Genomic DNA, 18,690 nt, shown 5'->3' with positions numbered 1-18,690 from the left:
CATCGGAGAGGGCCAGGACGGCTCCCCGCTGAGATGGGGACGGTGGGACGGCCACACTCTCACCGTCGACAGCTTCGACGACGAGGACCGTGTCCTGCTGGCGGTGAGCCCCAGCGGAGACCGCCTGCTCATCGTGACCCATGACCAGGCGCCGTCCACGACGGCCACGGGTTGCGGCCCGGTGGCTCGTTCGTCGCACGGTGCGAGGCAACGGAAGGGAAGCCGACCTGGCCCGGCTGGCGGCAAGCGATCTGATTGGGGCCATCGCGTCCAACGCTGGCTCACCCAGAGCATTGTCGCGATTGAACGCGCGGATCAGCTCGGGACAGCGACCCGAGCGCAGGCGCTGCGCTACGGGCGGGAGGGGGTTGTTCCGACCAACTGGTGTTCCCCTCCCGCCGGCAGTCCTCACGTCGGGACTCGGCCGCTTGTCAGGAGACCGTCGCCGGGGTGTCCCGCAGGGTGACGTTGGCGTGGCTCTCCTGGAAGCTCTGGTCTGAAACGAGGGTCAGCCGGGCCGTGGACTGGAACTCCGGCAGGGTGGTGGAGCCGCAGGAGACCATCGTGGTCTTGAGCTTGGCGATGGTCAGGGCGAGCCCTTCGTTGAGGTCGCCCGCGTAGGGGACGTAACCGTCCACGCCTTCCTCGAAGACCAGCCCCTGGCCTCCCTGGCCGTAGCGCTGCCAGTTGCGGGCCCGGTTCGAGCCCTCACCCCAGTACTCCTTCACGAAGCCGTCACGGGTGGGCAGCTTCGCGCCGGCCGCCTGGTCGAAGCGGGCGAAGTAACGCCCCATCATGACGAAGTCGGCCCCCATCGCCAGCGCCAGGGCCACGTGGTAGTCGTGCACCAGCCCGCCATCGGAGCAGATCGGCACGTACTCGCCGGTGCGTTCGCGGAAGGCGTCCCGGGCCGCCGCGACGTCCAGCACCGCGCTGGCCTGGCCGCGGCCGATGCCCTTCTGGTCCCGGGTGATGCAGATGGAGCCGCCGCCCACCCCGACCTTGACGAAGTCCGCTCCCGCCTCGGCGAGAAAGGTGAACGCCTCGCCGTCGACCACGTTGCCGCCGCCGACCGGGATCTCCGGATAGTGCTTCTTCACCCAGGACAGAGCCTGCGCCTGCCAGTCGCTGTAACCGTCGGACGAGTCGAAGCACAACGCGTCCGCGCCTGCCTCCAGCAGGGCCGGGACGCGCTCCTGATAGTCGTGGGTGTTGATACCCGCGCCCACACGCAGACGCTTGGCGGCGTCCACGACCTGGTTCGGGAAGCGCTTGTTGTCCGCGTAGTCCGAACGGAACACCAGATGCTGCAGGTGACCGTCGGTATCCAACACCGGGAGGCAGTCCAGCCGTTCGTCCCACAGCCGCGCGTTGGCTTCGGAAAGCGTGATGTCGGGCCCGGCATGGGCCAGGTCGGCGACAGCGGTCATCCGGCCGCTGACCGGTCCGTCCAGACCATGACGCTGGGGATGGAAGTCCCGGGAGGTCACCAGGCCGAGCAGGCGGCCGGTGGCGGTCCCGTCGTGGGTGACCGCGGCGGTGCTGTGACCGGTGCGGCGCATGACATCGCCCAGGAGGCCGAGGCTGTCGTCGGGGCGGACGTTGGTATCGCTGGTGACGAACCCGGCCTTGAAGTTCTTCACCTGGCGGACCGCCGCGGCCTGGTCCTGGATCGGCTGATTGTGGTGCAGGAAGCTGAAACCGCCGTTTCGCGCGAGTGCGATCGCGAGATCGGGCGTGCTGACGGCCTGCATGATCGCGGACGTGAACGGGGACCGCAGCTCGATCGCCGACGCCTCGCCCGCGATGTGCCGCACCAGGGGCGTGCGCAAGTCGACCGTCGCAGCAGAGCAGTTGGTCCGCGTCCGGTTCGGCAGGAGCAGAAACTCGTTGAACGTCCGTGAGACTTCGGCGATGATCTGTGCCACTCGTTCCTCCTGACCCGTCGGCCGGGGCCCGACTGCCCCGCCGCGAGGATCGCCCCCGTATCGCAGGGCCCGGGCAGGCAGAGATCAGCACGGCAGCCGTGGAGGTGCCACCAACTGCGGCAGAGCCCTGACCGGCCCGTGGATCGAACGGGGTGCGGTCGTGAGCTGGCACCCTATCGATCAACTCGGCCGCCGCACGAATCGTGGCCGTCACCGGCGGCCGGCACCCCCGGGGGGCTGCTTCAGGTGCTCGGCCCGGCGCCGCGGGTGCCCCCGTGTGGCGATTGAGCAGGCGCGTAGCGCGGACCACGTTCGCGACGCGGGCAGTTGGAGGTGTTGCGTTCCGAGACCGTCGATGTGATGCGTATCACTGCCTGGGTGCTTCGGGTCAGGCGTGCGCGATCATGATCGGAATGGACACTCGTTTCCTTGGCATCGCTGAGCTGGTCGAAGTCCCGTCCGTGGCGGTCGTGGTCGACGTCATGCGCGCTTTCACCGTGGCTGCCTGGGCCTTTGCCCAGGGGGCGGAAAAGATCGTTCTTGCTGAGTCGCTGGACGAAGCCCTGGCGCTCAAGGCCTCCCATCCGGATTGGGTGGCGCTCAAAGACGGTCCGCCCGCGTCCGGGTTCGACATGGTCAACTCGCCGGGCCTGCTGCGGTTTGTTGACCTTGGCGGACGGACCGTCGTGCAGAAGACCACGGCAGGCACGGTCGGCGCCCTTGCCGTCAAGGAGGCGTCGCTGGTGCTGTGCGCCGGCTTCGTGGTGGCGGAGGCAACGGCTCGGCTCTTGCGGACACACAGGAGTGACGGTGTCACGTTCGTAGTCACTGGCGACGACGGACAGGCCGATGAAGATCTGGCGTGCGCTCAGTACATCGCTCGGAGAGCGGCCGAGGCTGCGACGGATGCTGCTGAATTCCTCCGCCGCGCTGCCGCGTCACGCGCCGCCGCCGAGCTGGCGGAGGGTGTGCGTCAAGGAGTTCATCCTGATGACGTAGCACTCTGTCTTGAGCTCGACCGGTTCCCCTTTGCCATGGTGGCGACCTTGGAAGGCTCGCTCATGGTCCTGCGTCCGTGTGCCGTGCCTTCGCTGACCGAGGACGCCTCGATCTGATCGCTTCGGGCCGTGCGAGCCGGAGAGCCGAACGCCGCGGGCGGCAGTGAACACATCCCGCTGGCCGCCGATGAGTTCGGGGATCACGTCGTCGTCCGGCTGGAAGGTCCGCCACCAGCCACGGATCGCCCTCGGCCAGTGCGGCGGCCTCCTCAGCGGAGCCGGCCGGAGCTGGCCCCTGGTCATGGTCCAGGTCGCCAATCTCACCTGGCCTCGCAGCTCGACTCCTGCGGGCAGCTCTCTTCCGGTGACGGCTGAGGGGCCGGGTGAGAGAGTTGTCGGCACTTCCGGGTCGGAAGCGAGCGACGGCCTGGGCGTGACTGGCTGCGGTCAGCGCAGGCCTAGGCAGGCGAGCCAGCTGCGGTCGCCGCCGGTGGTGGTGAGGAGGGCGGCCAGGACGCCGTAGACGCTGGACAGCAGGCTGGTGGGCTGGGGGGCGGGGGTGTGGAGGTCTTCGTCGTGGGTGGCGAGGTAGGTGAGCAAGCGGGTGCGGAGGGCAGGGGCGGCCGGGTGGTGGGCGTGGCGGTGGAAGGCGTCGGCGATCAGGAGGACGCCCGCAGCCCCGTGGCACAGGCCGAGACGGTCGCCGATGTGGTCGCCGTAGAGGTGGTAGTCGGTGTCGTAGGCGTGGGCGAGGGTGGTGAACGCGTGGCCGGCCCAGGTGGCGGCGCCGGTGTCGCCGAGGACGGTCGCTGTCTCCCATAAGGCCCAGGCGATGCCGGGAGTGCCGTAGCACCAGGCCTGCCGGGCGCGTGCTCCGGGGATTGCGGGATGGGGCCAGGGGCCCGCGCCGTCCCAGGTGCGCAGGGAGCGCTGGTCGTCGAAGGCCTCCTGCCTGAACCAGTGCTGGAGGTGCCCGAGGGCGGATCGGGCGTGGTCGGGCACGGTGGTGGGGTCGTGTCGGTGAAGGCGGCGTACAGCGGCTGCCAGGGCGGTCATCACGCCGGCGGCGCCGTGTCCCATGCCGGTGTTGATGTGCCCGTGGAGCCATCCCAGCTGGGGATGGCCGGGGTAGTGGGCGCGCAGTCCGGCCAGAGTGTCGCTGTCGCACAGGTCGCTCAGGTGCTGGATGAGGGGCAGCAGGGCGCGGGGGTCGAGGGTGTCGTCGTCGGCCAGGGCCAGCAGGAGTCCTGCCGGGCCGGTGATGAGGTCGTAGTCGGGAAAGGTGACGTGCCCGTGGTGGCCGGGGTGGGGGTGGGTGAGGAGTCTGGTGCGCAGCCGTGTGGCGGGCGCGGCCAGTGCGGGGTGGAGGTGGGTGGCGTGCTGGAGACCCATGAGGGTGCCGGTCAGGCCGCCGTTGAACAGGCCTGGATGGTGGGGGCCCTTGCCCGCGGTGCGGGCCCACACGGCCGCGGCATGCACGGCACTCGCACGGGCGGCGCTCGCACAGGCGGTACTCGCACGGGCGGCGCTCGTGGCCGGGTCCGGTGTGGCGGTAATCAGCCGACACAGGAAGGGGATGGCGGGGTCGCCGGGTGTCTGCCGGGCGATGTCGCGTGGGGTGGGTGGGTGCGCGGCCCAGTGATCGAGGGCGTGGGTGGCCAGGTCCAGGGCACGGGCGTGCAGGTCGGCTTCGGCGAGCGCCGGGTGGGGGCTGGGCACGGGCGTTGTCCCTCACGGTGGGGAGCCGCCCGGCACGAGAGTCCGGGCGGCCGGTGGACAGGTGCCTGCTCAGCAGACGATGAGCGTACAGATGATGATGGTGCACAGGCCGCTGCACACCTGGGTCGCCATCTGGGCGTTGGGCAGTTCGGTGTCGGTGATCTGCGCCTCCAGATCGTCGATCAGGGTGTCGAGGTCGATGGCTTCGAGAGTGTCGGACATGGTCGCTTCCTTTCTCATGGGTGGGTGGTGTCCGCCCCGGGGACGCGCGTGTTGGTCACGGCGGGGACCCGGGGAGGTCTGGGCGGCCGATCAGGGCCGTATGAGCACGGGCGGCGAGGTCGCCGGGGGTGGTGTCGCAGGGCATGCGCAGCAGCAACTGGGCCGCCACCGCTGCCTCCACCACGGCCTGTTCCCGGCGCGCGGGGCCGCGCGGGCCGGGTGCGGAGGCGGCGTGGCGAGGATCGCGCAACGGAAGGTGGTCCGGGCCGGGCAGTGCCTCCTCGGCCCACAGGTCGTCGCCGTCGTGGTGGCAGAGCCGCTCGATGGCCTGAAGGGCGGGCAGGGCCGTCAGGTCGGTGGGGATCGGCTTGCCCGCGGGCCGGGAGCGGAGGAAGACGAAGCGGGGCATACCGGTACGGTGTCGCAGGGCGGCGAGTCGGCGTACCTTGACGGGTTCCGGGTCGGTCGCCTGCCACAGGGCCGCACGGGGAACGCGCCACCCGGCGGGGCTGATGACGAGGTGGCCGCCGAGGGTCAGCCTGGGAACCCGGGGGGCGTCGGGGAAGGCCGCGGCCAGGCCGTCCAGTTGGACGAGGTGGCGGGTGGCGGGGTGGCCGGCGGTCATCAGCAGCCGTAGCAACCTGTCGTAGGGCGGATGGGCGGTGCGCGTGGAGTGATGGATGGGGTAGACGCGCCGGCCTGCTGCTTCCGCGATGAGGTCGTCGCCGTGTCGGCGCAGGGTGATCTCCTCCAGCGGCAGGTGCCGGGCCTCACCGGCGCGCTGGGGGTCGGGCGAGCCGCTGAAGTAGAGGGCGATGCCGGCGTCGCCGGTGGACCAGCGGGTCAGACGGGGCCGTCGTACGGCGTTGGCCGCCTGCTCCGCGAGCGGGGGCAGGAGCACCTCGACGAACCTCGCCCCGCTCAGGTGCTCAAGCGTGGTAAGGAAGGCACGGTAGGCGTCGGCGTTGGGGTATCCGCCGTGCAGATCGCGCAGCGCGCCGACGAAGCGGGCGTCGAGCAGGCCGGCGGGAGAGGAAGACTCCAGGACTGCGAGCGGCCCCGGCGGGGGAAGCGGCCGTAACAGCAGGTCCGAGGGCCAACTGTCCACCAACGGGGCCACCGCGGGTGCGCCCACCCTGTCCAGCAGAGCCTCATCGATGTCGATGTGGTCCTGGCCGAGGCGAGAGGCGAGATGCGCGTGCAGCACGGCATACCCGGAGTCAGGGATACGCGGGGGGTGCCATCCGGTGTAACGGGCCGGCCCTGCGGGCGCCCGATCCGAAGGGGACGTGGAAGAGCGGGCAAGGAGGATGTCGAGGACACTGCGAGGTTCGCGGTCGATCAACGCGGCTTCCGCCACCCGCTGCCAGACAGGTTCGTCGCCGCCGCCGTCCAGCGATCGCAGACTGGTCAGACGGCGGGCAAGCCGCAGCCCTCCGGCGACGCGATCCATCCCGCCCGCGGGCACCTCTGCGCGCAACCGACGGTAGGAGTCGACAAACCCCTCCCCCATCCCCTCTTCCGTGCCCGTGCCCGTGCTCGTACGCGTCAACAGCACCGGCACCGGCACCGGCACCGACGCGTCAGGAGACGCGCCCGGCTCGCTCTCGCCGTGAGCCTGACCGGGCACCCGCCCGTTGGCAAGAGAGGCGACGACATTCGCCGCGAACCCACCCAAACCGTCGGGAAGGCGTGTCCATCCCTGCCACGACTCGCGGAGCCCGGCGGGCCCGGCGCATACCTGGAGAAGGCCGACGCGTAGAAGGTGAGCGAGAAAGCCGCGCAGCACGTCCGCGTCGAGCCGCCGCGGGAGAACGGCCGCCAACTCACCTTCGATCTCGTCCAGGGTGAGCGGTCCGTCGGCCAGCAGCCCCAAGGCCGCGTCAAGGATCCCGGTTCGCCGTAGCGTGATCCGCCGCAGCCGTGCGCCCGCCGGACCGCTCTCCACCACGTAGCACACGGCCTCGCCCTCGGGGGCGCTGATGAGCTGGTGCAGTGGCGTCAGAGCGATCACCGTGCACCCGCCGGCGGCCGTCAGGTCGGTGTCTCGCAGCGCACGCCACAGCGTGTGAACGTTCTGCGTCTGCCAAGCGGCTGCCTCCTCCAGGCGGACGGGCGGCCACGGCAACAGCCGCGGCACAGCGCGATCGGCACAATCAGCCCGCTCAGCGCAATCAGGGCGATCTGCGCAATCAGCGTGATCAGTGGTGTGCGTCTGTCCGATGACGGGGATGGCGGCGAGTTGTCCCACCCAGCCGCGTGGAGTGGTCTTGGCCGACGCCCTGGCCAACGCCCGCCACAGATAGCCGGTGGTCTTACGCATCCGCTTACCGCTCCACGGCTCACCGCCCGCGGCCTTCTGCTCCGCATCCACCAGCAGACGCGGCCAGGTACCCGTGACAAAGTCCGCCAGTACGGCATCGGCGGTACACACCCGCAGGAGCAGCCTGCCCACCCGCTCACGCTCGGCCTCCACTTCCCGCGCGAACTCCTCGTCCCCGCAGGTCAGGGAAGCGGCTCCGCTTGTCCATGCACGGAGCCGTTGGGCAAGAGAGGGGGCGACAGGTGCCACGGCCTGGCTGATGACGCTCTCGACGTCCGCCGGCACCCGGCCGCCGTGCAGACGGCGCCGCATCTCCAGCACCGCCCGGCGCTGCCCACCGGTAAGCCGTTCATCAGGCACCACATCGCGCCCCAGCTCCTGCGCCAGCTCACGAGCCAGCTCCGCCTTCTCCCCGGCTTCCTCCTCCAGCTGTGCCGCGCGCGCGAACAGCGCGGGATTTCCCGCCTGCGCCCACGCCTGCCACGGCATCCCGGCCGCCCTCACCAACGCCACCGATCCGACACGGCTGTGGCCTGTCAGATCAACGGCCGCGGCCGACTCAGATACGAGCGGCATCCCGGCTCCCTTCCGCGACCAGCGCCTCAGCGATCAAGCTCTGGCGGGCCCAGGAGACCAAGCCGCGATTCCAGTGGAAGACCGTGACGTAAGCGACGGCCTGCCGCGGCCCCAGCGGGACCGGCTGCTCCGCCGCCGCACCCGCCTCGAACCAGCCCGTACGCCAGCGCCGCGCCGCCTCCCCCACCGCCTCAAGGTGCCGTACCAGCGCCCCGACCCGCTCCGCCGGAAAAACGGCGAGCGCCTCGGCCCGGGGCATCACCCACTGGGCACGGATGCCCTCCGCGGCACGCTGTACCCGCGCGTCCGCCACCTGCTGTCCGCCCAGCCGACGACCGGTGTCCGACCGCACCGTCTCCCATACACCCCGGTGCTCCCAACCCGCGATCCCCAGCCCGGCGAACATCTCCCGCAGCACCAGCAGTGACCAGCGCCACCCCGCCACGGCGTGGGTGCCGGCATCGGTATCGGCATCGACATCGGCATCGGCCGTATCAACGTGGTGATCCAGCCAGGCCAGCGAGTCCAGCGTGAACAGGTCATGCGCGAACGGCATCGAACCCGGCCCGCCGAACAGGTAGGACTCCGGTTCGTAAACCGCACCCACCGGCGCCGCCCGCAGACCCGGAAGCCGCGACACCCGACGCCCCAACGCCTCCCGAGCCGCCTCCGCCCGGGTCTGAGACAGCTGGAACCGCACCCGCAGCCCCGGCTCCTTGTGCATGAAGAAGACGTTGCGCACCCCACCCTCGGCAAGGAACTCCCGCGCGGTCACCGCCAGATCGGCATACAGGTCACGGCGCTCGCCTTCCGCGGGACTGAGGTTGAACTGCACCCATCCCTCCCCGCGGCCGTAGGCACGCACCGCCGCGCGTCCCGCGGAATAGAAGACCCGCCTACGCTCCAGAACACGGCCGAAACCCCCGCCCCGGCAGCTCGGCAACCACGACAGCTCACGCACGCCGCCCACCTCCCTCCTCAGTTGAAGAAGCCGCAAACCCGTCGACCGCGACCATCGAGCGCGAGACCATCGACCGCGGGAACGTCGAACCGGCAGGCCCCGAGACCGTCTGAACCGACAGGCCCGGCAAGGACCTTGGATGACGAGCAGAGACGCAGCTCGGCGTCCGCGGTGGAACGTGCCGGTCAAAGGTCGCCGGTCGCCGGTGAACGGACGGGACTCCGTCCATCAATGCACACGCCGTAATCGACCGATTACTCAGAGCATCCCCGGAGTGGCAAGCTTGAACCTGCGGTCATCACTACGAGGTACCGGCGCACGGGTGTCAGAGCCCGCGCGTTCAGCGCTCATGAAGCGCGTTACCGGCGCGATCCGCATTCGCCCGCAGGTCCGTTCACTGATGATCCGTATCGGATTGCCGGTGATTTTTTGGCGCGAAAGTGTCGGTTTGGCGGACCGTGAACCGGGCGGGTAGGGCCCGACAACGCGGGCGCTGCTCCTGGCCGTGCTCCCGTTCGACGGCGGCACCGCGCGGGTGCGAGCGGTGGGCAGGACGGAAGCGCGGTCCCGCCCCGCTGTCGCAAGGTGCTCGGCATGGCACCGGTACTGCGACGCAAGGTGCTCGGCACGGCACCGGTACCGGTACTGGTACCGCGACTGCGCCTGCCCTGCCAGTCGGTCCCATGCCGATGCGGTCGGCTCCCGTAAAGGCGGGTGTCGGCGTAAAGGCGGGTGTCGGCGACCGTGACGGCCTGCTCGGTGCCCCGGGTGGTGAAGTCGCCGTAGACGAACTCACTGCCTCACTGCCGTGCTTGGCCGGCCGGTCGGCCATGGGGTCGTAGACGTACGGCTACAAGACCGGCGGACCTTGCTCGATGCGCCGCAGCACCGGTGTGAGCCGGTCGAGCGCCTCGCTGGTCTGGATCTGCCGCTCGTCCCACCAGGTGGCTCCCGCCTCCGCCAACGGGCCGATCAGATCGCGGGTCTTGGCGGCGTCGCCGCCCGGCGTGGCACCGCCGAGGACGATCTCGAAGGGGGTGCCGGACCGGTCCTCGCGCTGCTTGCGCAGGTATGCGACCAGGTCGCGGACCTGGTCGGCGGGCGGCACATGGCCGTGCCTGGCGTCGGTGAACAGCGGGACCGCGCCGTCCCAGCGGGCGGCCCGCCTCATCGGTGGGCGGTTCGGCCAGAAGCCGGCGACCCAGACCGGCGGCCGGGGGCGCTGCACCGTGGCGGGCAGCAGAGTCACGTCCCGTACCTGGTAGTGCCGCCCGTCGTGGTTCACCGGCTCACCCGACCAGTAACGCTGGAGCAGGTCCAGGCCCTCGTCCAGCCGCTCGGCCAGCACCTTCGGGTCCGTGGTGTCACCGAAACTCGCGTACTCGTCCTCGACGGGCCCGCCCAGCCCCGCCGCGAAGGTGACCCGCCCGCCGCTCACGGCGTCCAGGGTCGCCACCTGGCGGGCGAGCTGCTGCGGGCGCCGCCGCGCGACCGGGGTGACCAGTGTGCCCAGCCGGATTCGGGAGGTCGCCAGCGCGGCGGCGGTCAGCAGCATCCACGGGTCCCCGAAGGGCCTGCCCTGGTGCTTGCGATGCAGCACGTGATCCCAGACGAACAGCCCGTCCCACCCTGCCTGTTCCGCAGCCGTGGCCACCTTCGCCACGGTCCTGGGATCGGCGAAGTCGCCGAAGTTCGGAATGTTGACCGAGAAACGCATCCCCGCATCCTGCTGCACGGCACCGGGGCCGGCAACCGATTAAGGTCCTGTCCGGGTCCTGTCCGGTCACCTTTGTGCTTCGTGGACCAGGCCGGGGCCTCTGGTGGAGGGGGTACCTCCCGTGCCGTTCAGGCCACGGGGGAGCATCGCAAGGCGGAGAAGCGGGTGACGGGCAGCGCGGCCTCCGCAGGCGCGCCGCCCCGGTTCCCGGTCAGCTGGTGGCGAGAAGTTCGAGCGTATCGATCACGCGGTTCGAGAAGCCCCACTCGTTGTCGTACCAGGCGACCACCTTGATGTGGCGGCCGTCGACGCGGGTGAGAGCCGAGTCGAAGATCGACGAGGCGGGATTGCCCGTGATGTCGGACGACACGAGCGGGTCGTCCGAGTATTCGAGTACGCCCGCGAGCGACCCCTGAGCCGCGTCGCGGTACGCCGCCAGCACCTCCTCGCGCGTCACGTCACGAGCGACGGTCGTATTGAGTTCGACGATCGATCCCACCGGAACCGGCACGCGGATCGAGTCGCCCGACAGCTTGCCTTCGAGGTTCGGCAGCACGAGGCCGATCGCCTTGGCGGCGCCTGTCGTGGTCGGCACGATGTTGACCGCGGCCGCGCGGGCGCGGCGGGCGTCACGGTGCGGACCGTCCTGCAGGTTCTGTTCCTGCGTGTAGGCGTGCACCGTCGTCATGAAGCCGTGCTCGATGCCGGCAAGACCGTCGAGCACCGCGGCCAGCGGCGCGAGCGCGTTGGTCGTGCACGAGGCGTTCGAGACGATCGTGTGCCCGGCCGGGTCGTACGCGTCGGTGTTGACCCCGAACGCGAGTGTGACATCGGCGCCGTCGGCCGGCGCGCTGATGAGTACCCTGCCGGCGCCCGCGTCGATGTGGGCGCGGGCGGCCGTGGCCGAGGTGAAGCGGCCGGTCGCCTCCAGCACGATGTCGACGCCGAGCTCGGCCCACGGCAACTGCGCAGGTTCACGCTCGGCGAGGACGGTGATGCGACGGCCGTCGACGACGAGGGCGTCGCCGTCGACAGTCACCGGGCGGCCGAGCCGGCCCGCCGTGGTGTCGTAGGCGAGCAGCCGCGCGAGGGTGGCGGGCTCCGTGAGGTCGTTGACGGCGACGACCTCCAGGTCGCTGTCGCGTTCGAGCAGCGCGCGCAGCACATTGCGTCCGATACGGCCGAATCCGTTGATGGCGATGCGAGTCATGAGTGGTGTCCCTTCGTGTTCGCCGTCAGACTCTCGCGCGGCGTCCGCCGGTGACAGCGGCGTGATCGCCAGGGTCCAAAAGGATCACGCCACAGGGCGGTGGGTTACTGCCCCTGGGTGAACGGGTCACTGCCCCTGGGTGAAGGTGCGCCGGTACTCGCTCGGCGTGGTGCCGAGAATGCGCTGGAAGTGCAGCCGCAGATTCGCACCGGTGCCGAGACCGACGTCGGCGGCGATCTGCTCGATGCCCCGCTGCGAACGCTCGAGCAGCTCACGGGCCACGTCGATGCGGGCTCGCATGACCCACTGCATCGGCGTGTACCCCGTGTCCTCGACAAAGCGCCGCGAGAACGTGCGCGGCGACACCGCCGCATGCCGGGCGAGCGCTTCAAGGGTGAGGGGCTCGCCGAGCCGGTGCAGCGCCCACTCCCGGGTGGCGGCGAACCGCTCGCCGAGCGTCTCGGGCACACTGCGCGGCACGTACTGTGCCTGACCGCCGCTGCGGTACGGGGCGGCCACGAGGCGCCGCGCCGCGTGGTTCGACGCGGCCACCCCCAGATCGCCGCGCAGAATGTGCAGGCACAGGTCGATGCCCGAGGCGGCGCCGGCCGACGTCAGCACGCTGCCCTCGTCGACAAACAGAACGTTGGCGTCGACCTGAACGAGTGGACGCTTCGCCGCGAGTGCCCGCGTGTAGTGCCAGTGGGTCGTGGCGCGCTTGCCGTCGAGCAGGCCCGTGGCGGCGAGCGCGAAGGCACCCGTCGAGATGGCGGCGAGCCGCGCGCCCCGATGGTGGGCGGCGATCAGCGCGTCGACGACGGCCTGCGGCGGGTCGTCACGGTCCGGGTGCCGGTAGCCGGGAACGAAGACGATGTCAGCCCACGCGAGTGCTTCGAGGCCATGGGCGACGTAGTACGACAGGCCGTCGCCGCCGGCCACCAGACCCGGCGCCGCGCCGCACACCCGTACCTCGTACGGCATGCTCGCGCGGGTCGTGAACACCTGCGCGGGAATACCGACGTCGAGAGGCTTCGCACCTTCGAGCACGAGGACGGCGACGTGATGCAGGGGCGGGGCTGGCACGGGGAAGAGGATACGTGGGAGTGCGGGGCCGGGGGCGCATCAGCCCAGTTCCCGAAGCCGCGCGGGTCCGCCGGGAACTGCGCCGACATGGGCGCCGACATGGGCGCGGGCACAGGCGCGGACATCGCCCGGTTCCCGCACGCGTGGCCGGGTGGCCGGGTTCCGATCGGATGCCCCGGCTCACCGCACAGCCTCCGTGGCGCACCAGGGGCCGGTTAGGTTGGGCGCATGACGAGCCTCGATCATCCGCGACTGTCCGGGCTTGGACGCAACCCAGCGGCCCCTCAGGATGTACTGGTGCGTTTGGCCGCACACGCGGTCGGCCGACATGGGATATCGCTGCGTCGCGGGCGGCTGGCGGACGCGGTCGTCGAGGCTCTGCTGACGCACGGCGACAAGGAAACCGCAGTGAGCCTCCACGGGGAGCGGCTCTCCCCGGCGATGCGCCGCAGGTTCGCCGAGCATCCCGATCCGGCGATCCGTGACGCGTACCCGGACTTCGTCCGAGACATGGTGGACCTTGGGGTACCGATCGGCATCGCCGCCCTGGAGGAAGCCTACGGCCGGCCTCGGACAGCACTCGCCGGCGCACCGAGTCCGAGGCTGCGTGCCGCGGTCGCGCGAACCTGGTACGACCGGCCTCTCGCCGCGCAAGTGGGACTACTAGCCGACCCGGATCGCCAGGTCCGTGCAGCCGCCACCGAACACAGTCAACCGGGTGTCCCGCCCGAGTGGACGGACCGTTGCCTCGCCGACCCCGCCGTGCGCGTCAACGTGGCTCGCTACGTCCCGCTCACGTCGGACCAGTTCGCGCGGCTCATACGGAGCGGGGACGAGGGAGTCCATCAGGCCGTCGCCGAAAACCCGTATCTGTCGGCGGAGATGGTTGCCCGGCTACTGGACATCGACGACCCGCTCGTGCGGATCGCGGTGACGCACAGCCGCCATGTGGACGCCGAAACCCGCGACCGGCTGTACGCGCTCGTAGAAGCCGAACGCGCGGACGGAAGCATCGACGCCGAGGTGGCTCTGAACTGGGACTTCGCCGAACCGGACTGGCTGCGCGATGCGCCACTCGACGAGCGGATGACCTACCTGGACTGCCGGTACGCGACGTTCCGGCGTGTACTGGCCTCCTGCTACGACCTTCCTGAAGAGGCATGGCGTCTGCTGGACAACGACCGGGAACTCAAGGTCCGCCGTGCTGCCGCCCGTCGGCCGGACGCACCACCGGAGGTCCTGGAACGGCTTGTCCGCGCCCACGGCGACGTGTTCCACATCCGGCCGCTGCTCGTCGACCACCCCAACTTCCCCCGTCACACGCTGCGTACGTTCGTCGACGAACCGAGCCCGAACGTCCGCTACGTCGCCCTGCAAGACCCGGAACTGCCCGTGGCATCCCTCCAGCAACTCGCCGTCGACGCCGAGCCCTTCCTGCGCCGCGGGGTCGCCCGCCACCCCAACATCACGGAAGCGCTGCTGGAGCAACTGCTATCAGACGCGGACCCCGAGGTCGCCGACGATGCCGCTGCCAACTCCGCGCTGCGGCCCTCATCGATGTATCGAATCCTCACCGCCGCCGGCTTGTGATCACTTCCCGCACCACTGGCCTTGAATTCCGACCAGTTCGGCCTTCTTACGGGTACGGCTTCGCCCACGACCAGTCGCTGCCGCGCCTGTCGGCCAGGAGACGGCCGGTTGCGTACTGCCGTCCCCCAACACGCCTTCATATGCTCCTGGTCGGCCTGTCTTCCTGGCCTCGACTCCGGGGTGATTGCTATGGACAGCGAAACCGTTATCGCGGCGTCAGCCGTAGTGATCGCCGTCGCTTCACTCGTCGTCTCAGTCCTCCAGGGACGCGCGGCACGCCGACACAACCGCAACTCCGTCCGTCCTCTCCTGGTACTGCAGCGCACCCTGGTGCCCGGCCCCGTGGCAGGGCTGAGACTCACCAACTCCGGACTCGGCCCAGCTGTGGTGACCAGCACTGTCGTAATGGTCGACGGAGAGAAGATCGGCCCCTGGAGCAAAGCCAGCGCGGACCGGATCCGCACCGCCCTCGGCCTGTGGCCCACCGTCATGACCTTCCGCGAGCCGCAGTACCTGGCCACCGGATATGACGAGTACCTGCTGAGACTCTCCGACTACCGCAGAGACCATGTCGAATTCACCGAGTTGATCAACCACCGGCTCTACCTGGAGATCCGCTACGAGTCGCTGTACGGCGGCGAGAACTTCCGGGCAATCCTCACTCCCGGAGTGCTGTAGGTGCAACAGGATCCCGACTTGGCCAGAACTCGTGACAGATCACTTGTGCCAACAGAACGGCGAGTCGATCAAAATCAACTTCGCCGATGTGACTGTCCTGTCGACCGACCGACCGACGCAGGCGCGAGCGAAATCGGCGAGAGATCCCGGCATGGTGGCTGAGAACGGCCGGACCGCATATCGGCCACCTCTCGAAATACCTAAGGGGGCGAATAATGATCAAGACGATATTCCGGAGTGAGGATCTGCCACCGGAGGAGCGCCTGGCCCGCTTCGATGATCTTCAGGTGAACAGCGTGCACCCCATGCGGGTGAGAAGTGATGCCGCGGAAGACTTCCGTGCCACCGCGCGGGCGCTGGACCTCGGGGCCGTGAATGTCGTGGAGTTGACGTGCTCGCCGTCCGATGTGCAGCGGACACCGAAGCTGATCCGGAAGTCCGATCCGGAGTTGTACTCGGTCGTGTTCGCCCTGTGCGGGCAGCTCGGGGTATCCCAGGCCGGTCACGACACGGCGCTGGGGACGAACAACTTCGCGGTGTACGACAGTTCACAGCCCTTTCACATCCGGATAGCCCCTGGCCATGACACCACCACGCTGGTGCGCGCCCATGTGCCACGGGCACTCCTGGCGCTGCCGGCGGGTGGTGCCGACCGGCTGCTGGCGGTGCGTCTGCCCGGCAGCGCGGGGGTGGGGGCGCTGCTCACCCAGTTCCTCACCAGTCTGACCAGCGACAGCGGCTCCTACCGGCCGGCAGACGTCAGCCGGTTGAGTACCGTCGCCCTCGACCTGCTGACGGCGACACTCGCCCATCATCTCGATGCCGACACCCTCGTACCCCCCGACTCCCACCGGCACGTCCTGCTCCTGAGCATCCAGGCGTTCGTCCAGCAGCACCTGCCCGAACCGCGGCTGACCCCGGGTTTCATCGCAGCCGCACACCACATCTCCGTCAGCTACCTGCACCGCCTCTTCGAAGCGCACGACACCACCGTCTCGGCGTGGATCCGCCGCCAGCGACTGGAACGCTCTCTCCGCGACCTCACCGACCCGGCACAACGAGCAGTCCCCATCCACCGCATCGCCACCCGCTGGGGATTCAACGACCACACAGCCTTCACCCGTGCCTTCCGCGCCACCTACGGCATCCCACCCAAGGACTACCGGCACCACGCCCTCGGCACCTCGACGTAGATCCCTCGCTCGGGCCAGGAGGAACCGGACACGCTCCGCAGCAGGTGGCCCGTTCCTGTCCTCCGCCGCGCTCACGCGTCGCGGTCCGTCGGGTCCAGGTCCGACAGGGCCGGGTGTCCGGGCGAGAGCGCCAACGACGAGTCTCGTGTTCGCGCATCTTCCAGCAGCCGAGAACAGCGCTCCCCAGGACGCAGCCCGAATCTCGTCCGGCGTGGATCGAGCAGATCGAGGAGCCTTTCGACTCATCGATAGGCTGCGTCATCATGACGCGCACCTGGATCCTGCCGATACTGCTAGCGCTCTGCGGCTCAGTCGTTGCGACCGGCCTGATCTTCCAGGGGCGCCCCGGCACAGCTGTGGTACTCCTGCTGGTGTTCGTGCTGCTCACAGGCATGAACTCGCCTCTGATCTTCCCGAGGTCGATCGGTGCGCTGGAGGCACAACGCCGCAGCGCGGCCGACGGCCGGCCGATCGTCTTCTGGCGGTCGGGCTGCAAGTACTGTCTGCGACTGCGCATCCGGTTGGGCCGTAGCGCCCGCCAGTTGCACTGGGTCGACATCTGGCGTGACCCGGCTGGAGCGGCAGTGGTGAGGGCAGCCAACGAAGGCAACGAGACCGTACCGACCGTCCTCGTGGCGGGCCGGCCGCACGTCAACCCCGATCCTGAATGGGTGCGCCGACAGCTCTCGCCTTCCGCGTGACCGGGGGCGGTGGAGAGACATCCGCAATCCGTACGCCCCTGTCCCGCGAGGTGCGTGATGCGCGAACCTGGGAGGCCCAGTACCAGATGACGATGGCCCTCTGTTCCCGCAGCAGGCTGGACGGGGCAGGGGGTGCACGACTTCCTCACCTCATGTGTCTCCAGCCCCCGCCCCGATGTCGCCGAAGCCGCCACCGCCTCCCTCGCAGGGAACTACGGCACCTACCGACCTCTGGAACCGGCCTCGCACCCCCGGTTGATCTGCTCATCGACACGCAAGCCGGGCTCTCGACACACGATCTTCCACGAGTGGCTCACCGGGATCACCGCAGGTTCTGTGAAGCGGCTGCCGCGGACGGAGACCTCGTCAGGTTCAATGCCCAGCACCGCGGTCATCTCCGCCACGGAGGTGTGCTTGCTGAACAAGGCGAAGTAGACGAACTGGCGAAGAGGCATCCGGGGACGATATCTCTGCGGCTGCCATAGGGTGCTGATCGACCGTCGCGGGTTCGATCAGACGAAAGCCAAAAGGCCACAAGGCGAGCAAAGTTGGCCGGTGCCCCGTCGCCTCACCCGAAGACACCGGACCGTTCCCGAGCTCCGTGAGACTCATGCGCCTCCGTTGAGACGGGACACCCGACCAGCTCAAGTGTCCCGTCTCAGCGCATCTGTCGGATGAGGGGTTTCGGACCGGCTGAGTAGCCATGTCGTTTGAGGACGCTGGTGGCTCGGGTTCGCAAACGACCAGGGCTTTGGCGGAAGCAAGATCAAAACCCACCGTCGGAGCATCCGGGCGCGCAACTCGCGTGCGTGACTTCTGGTCGGAGGTTCACACTGCAGGCATGAACGGACATGTCTTCGAGCCCGCAGGAGCCGCATCCTCAGTTCAGTCGAGCGAGTTGCTGGGATTCCGCCCTGGGACCCGGGTACTCATCGTCAATTGCGACGACCTCGGGATGTACCCCGCAATCAATGCCGCGGTGGTCGACTCGATCGAAAAGGGGATTGCCACGTCGTGCAGCCTGATGGTGCCGTGCCCCTCGGCACCGGACGCCATGCGGCTTCTCGGCCAACGGCCGGAGATCCCGTTCGGGATCCATCTCACGTTGGTCTGCGAAATGCCCCACTACCGGTGGGGGCCCCTGACCAGGAAGGAGAAGGTGCCCTCGTTGCTCGACGACGCAGGCGAACTGTTCGTCCCCTCGCCCGCCGGGCGTTCCGAGCTCCTCGCCCGGGCCCGTCTCGATGAGGTCGAGCTTGAGTTCCGTGCGCAGATCAACGCCGTGGCCGACGCGGGGCTCACACCGACCCACCTGGACTTCCACTGTCTCGCCGACGGCGGACGCGACGACATCCTCGACTTGACCGTGGCGCTGGCCGCGGAGTACGGCCTGGCCGTGCGGGTCTGGCTCGAACCTGGGCGCCGGAAGATGCGGCAGCGGGGCTTCCCGGTCACCGACAACGAATTCCTCGACAGCTTCTCCCTCGACATCGACGGCAAGGCGGGCCGTTACACCCAACTGCTGGCCGGCCTGCCTCCCGGTCTCAGCGAGTGGGCGGTGCATCCCAGCCTCGGCAGCGAGGAATCACGGGCGATCGACAGCAGCTGGCGCGTGCGCCAGAGCGACTACGAGTACTTGATATCGCCACAGGCCCGCGAGCTCCTCCAAAGGGAACACATCGTTGTGATCGACTACAGCACCATCCAGCAAGCCTGGTCCCAGATCAGCGCCCTCCGGTAGGTCGGCAGTACGCCTCCCCCTCAGAGCTCCACCGGTGAGAATCTGCCATC

General features: G+C 69.4%; 14 protein-coding genes and 1 pseudogene. 6 read left to right on the top strand and 9 right to left on the bottom strand.

Annotated elements, in window-relative coordinates; translation table 11 throughout:
- Positions 1–431: 431 nt before the first annotated feature.
- A complete protein-coding gene (locus OG214_RS37275) occupies positions 432–1,928 on the bottom strand; it encodes an IMP dehydrogenase (RefSeq protein WP_405987312.1) in 1,497 nt (498 codons plus the stop codon).
- A gap of 413 nt (positions 1,929–2,341) precedes the next feature.
- Between OG214_RS37275 and OG214_RS37270 the strand changes: the two genes are divergently transcribed.
- Positions 2,342–3,043, top strand: a complete 702-nt coding sequence (locus tag OG214_RS37270) for a 2-phosphosulfolactate phosphatase (protein ID WP_405987311.1) — start codon at positions 2,342–2,344, stop codon at positions 3,041–3,043.
- Positions 3,044–3,373: 330 nt separating this feature from the next.
- Here the strand turns inward: OG214_RS37270 and OG214_RS37265 are convergent, their stop codons facing one another.
- The 7 genes from OG214_RS37265 to OG214_RS37235 all read right to left on the bottom strand — a co-directional run bounded on the left by OG214_RS37265 (position 3,374) and on the right by OG214_RS37235 (position 12,737).
- The gene (locus OG214_RS37265; protein WP_405987310.1) at positions 3,374–4,645 is read right to left on the bottom strand and encodes a lanthionine synthetase LanC family protein; all 1,272 of its coding nucleotides are present in this window, start codon (positions 4,643–4,645) and stop codon (positions 3,374–3,376) included.
- A gap of 69 nt (positions 4,646–4,714) precedes the next feature.
- Positions 4,715–4,867 (bottom strand): hypothetical protein, encoded by a 153-nt coding sequence (locus OG214_RS37260; protein ID WP_363083349.1) that lies wholly within the window; start codon positions 4,865–4,867, stop codon positions 4,715–4,717.
- 55 nt (positions 4,868–4,922) lie between these two features.
- Positions 4,923–7,766 carry a lantibiotic dehydratase gene (locus OG214_RS37255; protein WP_405987309.1) on the bottom strand — a complete coding sequence of 948 codons (2,844 nt, stop codon included), beginning with the start codon at positions 7,764–7,766 and terminating at the stop codon, positions 4,923–4,925.
- Positions 7,750–8,601, bottom strand: a complete 852-nt coding sequence (locus OG214_RS37250) for a thiopeptide-type bacteriocin biosynthesis protein (RefSeq protein ID WP_405987308.1) — start codon at positions 8,599–8,601, stop codon at positions 7,750–7,752. The genes OG214_RS37255 and OG214_RS37250 overlap by 17 nt, the downstream gene beginning before the upstream one ends.
- Before the next feature lie 976 nt (positions 8,602–9,577).
- Positions 9,578–10,444 carry an LLM class flavin-dependent oxidoreductase gene (locus tag OG214_RS37245; protein WP_405987307.1) on the bottom strand — a complete coding sequence of 289 codons (867 nt, stop codon included), beginning with the start codon at positions 10,442–10,444 and terminating at the stop codon, positions 9,578–9,580.
- A gap of 211 nt (positions 10,445–10,655) precedes the next feature.
- A complete protein-coding gene (gene gap, locus OG214_RS37240; protein ID WP_405987306.1) occupies positions 10,656–11,654 on the bottom strand; it encodes a type I glyceraldehyde-3-phosphate dehydrogenase in 999 nt (332 codons plus the stop codon).
- A gap of 126 nt (positions 11,655–11,780) precedes the next feature.
- The gene (locus tag OG214_RS37235; RefSeq protein WP_383041126.1) at positions 11,781–12,737 is read right to left on the bottom strand and encodes a GlxA family transcriptional regulator; all 957 of its coding nucleotides are present in this window, start codon (positions 12,735–12,737) and stop codon (positions 11,781–11,783) included.
- A 297-nt stretch (positions 12,738–13,034) separates the two neighbouring features.
- On the opposite strand from OG214_RS37235, the gene OG214_RS37230 reads away from it, so the two are divergent.
- The 4 genes from OG214_RS37230 (at position 13,035) to OG214_RS37215 (ending at position 16,899) form a co-directional block, all read left to right on the top strand.
- Positions 13,035–14,327 carry a hypothetical protein gene (locus tag OG214_RS37230; protein ID WP_405987305.1) on the top strand — a complete coding sequence of 431 codons (1,293 nt, stop codon included), beginning with the start codon at positions 13,035–13,037 and terminating at the stop codon, positions 14,325–14,327.
- Positions 14,328–14,516: 189 nt separating this feature from the next.
- Positions 14,517–15,005 (top strand): hypothetical protein, encoded by a 489-nt coding sequence (locus OG214_RS37225; protein WP_405987304.1) that lies wholly within the window; start codon positions 14,517–14,519, stop codon positions 15,003–15,005.
- Positions 15,006–15,220: 215 nt separating this feature from the next.
- Complete coding sequence (locus OG214_RS37220) at positions 15,221–16,198, top strand: helix-turn-helix domain-containing protein (RefSeq protein WP_405987303.1); 978 nt, start codon at positions 15,221–15,223, stop codon at positions 16,196–16,198.
- Positions 16,199–16,461: 263 nt separating this feature from the next.
- On the top strand, positions 16,462–16,899 hold the full coding sequence (locus OG214_RS37215; RefSeq protein WP_405987302.1) for a glutaredoxin domain-containing protein: 438 nt from the start codon (positions 16,462–16,464) through the stop codon (positions 16,897–16,899).
- 251 nt (positions 16,900–17,150) lie between these two features.
- Here OG214_RS37215 and OG214_RS37210 read toward each other — a convergent pair.
- Positions 17,151–17,354: pseudogene (locus tag OG214_RS37210) on the bottom strand (DUF4279 domain-containing protein); the annotation flags it as partial.
- Between the two features lie 386 nt (positions 17,355–17,740).
- On the opposite strand from OG214_RS37210, the gene OG214_RS37205 reads away from it, so the two are divergent.
- On the top strand, positions 17,741–18,640 hold the full coding sequence (locus OG214_RS37205) for a polysaccharide deacetylase family protein (RefSeq protein WP_405987301.1): 900 nt from the start codon (positions 17,741–17,743) through the stop codon (positions 18,638–18,640).
- Positions 18,641–18,690: the final 50 nt, after the last annotated feature.

Origin of the sequence: Streptomyces sp. NBC_00872, assembly GCF_045161915.1 — a bacterium.
GTDB lineage: Bacteria > Actinomycetota > Actinomycetes > Streptomycetales > Streptomycetaceae > Streptomyces.
This window is presented reverse-complemented; position numbering and strand designations above follow the sequence as displayed.

What these genes read in the sequence shown, in the direction of transcription:
- OG214_RS37270 (WP_405987311.1), top strand. Translation starts at nt 2,342, where the DNA reads ATGGACACTCGTTTCCTTGGCATCGCTGAGCTGGTCGAAGTCCCGTCC.
- OG214_RS37260 (WP_363083349.1), bottom strand. Translation starts at nt 4,867, where the DNA reads ATGTCCGACACTCTCGAAGCCATCGACCTCGACACCCTGATCGACGAT.
- OG214_RS37255 (WP_405987309.1), bottom strand. Translation starts at nt 7,766, where the DNA reads ATGCCGCTCGTATCTGAGTCGGCCGCGGCCGTTGATCTGACAGGCCAC.
- OG214_RS37245 (WP_405987307.1), bottom strand. Translation starts at nt 10,444, where the DNA reads ATGCGTTTCTCGGTCAACATTCCGAACTTCGGCGACTTCGCCGATCCC.
- gap (WP_405987306.1), bottom strand. Translation starts at nt 11,654, where the DNA reads ATGACTCGCATCGCCATCAACGGATTCGGCCGTATCGGACGCAATGTG.
- OG214_RS37225 (WP_405987304.1), top strand. Translation starts at nt 14,517, where the DNA reads ATGGACAGCGAAACCGTTATCGCGGCGTCAGCCGTAGTGATCGCCGTC.
- OG214_RS37220 (WP_405987303.1), top strand. Translation starts at nt 15,221, where the DNA reads ATGATCAAGACGATATTCCGGAGTGAGGATCTGCCACCGGAGGAGCGC.
- OG214_RS37215 (WP_405987302.1), top strand. Translation starts at nt 16,462, where the DNA reads ATGACGCGCACCTGGATCCTGCCGATACTGCTAGCGCTCTGCGGCTCA.
- OG214_RS37205 (WP_405987301.1), top strand. Translation starts at nt 17,741, where the DNA reads ATGAACGGACATGTCTTCGAGCCCGCAGGAGCCGCATCCTCAGTTCAG.